The sequence below is a fragment of the Streptomyces sp. SID14478 genome (assembly GCF_010548525.1).
Lineage (GTDB): Bacteria > Actinomycetota > Actinomycetes > Streptomycetales > Streptomycetaceae > Streptomyces.
This window is the reverse complement of record NZ_JAAGMG010001361.1, coordinates 1-2,381: the sequence shown is the minus strand read 5'-3', so window position 1 is coordinate 2,381 and position 2,381 is coordinate 1. Positions and strand designations below refer to the sequence as shown.

Annotated in this window: 1 protein-coding gene and 1 pseudogene; both read right to left on the bottom strand. The window is 72.6% G+C overall.

Annotated features, from left to right (window positions below):
• Positions 1-316: 316 nt before the first annotated feature.
• Complete coding sequence (locus G3I40_RS43430; RefSeq protein WP_164560303.1) at positions 317-1,084, bottom strand: hypothetical protein; 768 nt, start codon at positions 1,082-1,084, stop codon at positions 317-319.
• 59 nt (positions 1,085-1,143) lie between these two features.
• A pseudogene (locus G3I40_RS46720) lies at positions 1,144-2,381 on the bottom strand (DNA/RNA non-specific endonuclease); the annotation flags it as partial.

The window sequence follows — 2,381 nt, the reverse complement described above, 5'->3', positions numbered from 1 at the left end:
CCGAGCATCCGGGCCACCGCGCCGTTGCCTGCCGCGCGTTGCAGCGCCGGCACGGCGGCGGGCGAGGGCACCACCCGCGCGTCCTGGTGCAGCGCTCCGCTGCGCGCATCGGCGTTGCGGGGCGCGGCGCCACCGGACGTGCTCTGCTGCGGGCTGTCTTCTTTCCTCAGGCGCATGCGGCGGCCTCCAGATCGCTGTCCACCGGACGACCCGCAAGATCTACCGCCCGCGCGCCGCCCCGGGCAGGTCCACAAGGGCAGAACCAGGTGCAACACCCGCTGCCCGGGGCCGGTTCCGGGCAGCGGCCGCCACCCCTTCAGCCCGGTCGGCGCCTGCCTCCCCTGGTGGCGAGCACCGCCTCCAGTCGCCGTACGAAGGCCGGGTCCTCGCGCCGCCAGGTACTGATGCGGCGCGGGTGGACGCCGGTGCGCTGCGCGGCTCCCGTCAGCGTCGACCCCATCCGGATGTGGTCCAGGACGGCCCGTTGGGCCCGGGCGGCGCCGTCGTCGACGGCCTGCGCCACGGCCGCCTTGAAGGCGGGGTTGCCCCGCATCCAGGAGGCCAGGGTCGAACCCGGGATGCCGAGCCGCTGCCGGGCGTCGGGCACCTCCATGTCGCCCGTGCGCAACAGCGCCAGGAACTGCACCTGCAGCGAGGCCCGTTCCTCCGGCTTGCGGGTCCGGGTGACCGGGAGCGTGAGGGCGTCGGTGACGCGCATGCCGGAGGCGATGCGCTGGACGAGGATCTGCGCCGTGACCGGGAAGCGCGGGTCGTCCGCCCACTCGGCGGCGCTCTTGGTCTCGCCGAACGCGCTGATCTCCGCCTGCATCCGGCGCCGGCGCGAGCGCCCCAGTTCGGTGAGGGTGACCTCCAACGCCGTGAAGGCCGACGCCGTGCGCCACGCGGCGAGGCGCTCGTCCGGCGCGGTGACGTGCTCGCCGTTGAGGAGCGCCAGCAGATGGGCGGCGGCGTCCTCGACCGCCGCGGCGTCGCGCCCGGCGGCATCGCTGGAATCCGGCTCTTCGACGGTCCTGTCCCTTTCACGGTGGTCGGCACGCGGCCGGGCTCCGGGCGACGCCGACATCAGGTCGCCGCCCCGGCCCCGGCTGCACCGGTCGGCCAGGACCTCCCAAGGCAGAACACCTAGTGCTCCATGGCGTCCCGGTAGTCGTCGTCGCTGCTGCCCTGCGAGTCGAGGACGAGACTGAGGAACGGCTGTCCCGACGCATCGGAGTCCTGCGACGCCTCGGCCATGTCCACGTCCGAACTGCTGCTGGAGCTCGAATCGCTGTCCGGCGAGACCGGGGGAGTGCTGCCCAGCTTGTAGACGGCGCTGTCGCCGGTGCCGGTCCGGGTGATCAGGCCCAGGGCGACGTACCGCTCGATCAGCTTCTTGCGCTTGTCCGCCGGGATCGTCGTACGGGTCATTCCCTCCGCGTGCGTGCCCGCGGTGGAGTCGCCGGGCACCTCGCCCTGGGCGACCTTGTCGTGGTAGTCGATCTGGGACAGCATGTCGGCCCGGTCGTTGCCCAGCGCGGTGAGTGCGAAGTCGTGCATCTCGTCGTTCGTCAGGTCCTTGCCGGCGGTGTACCCCAGCTCGTCCATGGCGTCGTCGTAGAAGTTGAACAGGTCGCTCGGGTCGAAGCCCGACCGGATCAGGTCGTTCGTGTCGGGCGCGTTCTTCCAGGTCTCGTACGTGGTGCCGGGCTTGCTGCTGTGGAAGATGTCGATCCGCGTCGGCACCATCACCGCCCGGCTGTTGCCGGAGGCCGTCGCGTAGTGCACCACGAACTCCACCGTGCCGGAGTCGAGGTTCGCGAGGGCGATCTCGATGGTGCGCCACATGCCGGTGCCCTGGTTCAGCGACCACTGCGGGACGATGTTCTTCGACACGTCGCCGCCGCCGACCTCCAGGCCCATGACGTGCCCGCGGTCGTAGCCGGCCCCGCCGAACAGGTCCCGCCACACGTCCGCGTCGCTCGGTACCTTCCACTTGTGAGCGGGCGCCTGCGCCTTGTAGGCCTGCTGGAGCGTCTTCACCGCGATCGGGTTGGGGGCGGCGGCCCGGCCCTTCGTGCCCGTCTTCTGGACGTCGCCGGTCACCTTCCTCGGCCGCTGCACCGAGAGGTTCTGCGCGACGCCCGCGCCCGCCTTCGTCGGCGCGTAGTGGGAGACCACCGCGTTCTCCAACTCCGGTGGGTTCATGGCGCGTTGCACCGCCTCGGCGCCGCCCGCGCCGGGCGCCCGCTGTACCTGGCCGGCGCCACCGCCGCCCGTGTCCGGCGCCCGACCGGACATGACCCGGTGCGCGTTGGCCTCGGCGGCCCGCTCGAAACGGTCCCCCGGATCGGACAGCGCGAAGCCGTGCCCGGAGTCGGTGC

What these genes read in the sequence shown, in the direction of transcription:
- G3I40_RS43430 (WP_164560303.1), bottom strand. Translation starts at nt 1,084, where the DNA reads ATGTCGGCGTCGCCCGGAGCCCGGCCGCGTGCCGACCACCGTGAAAGG.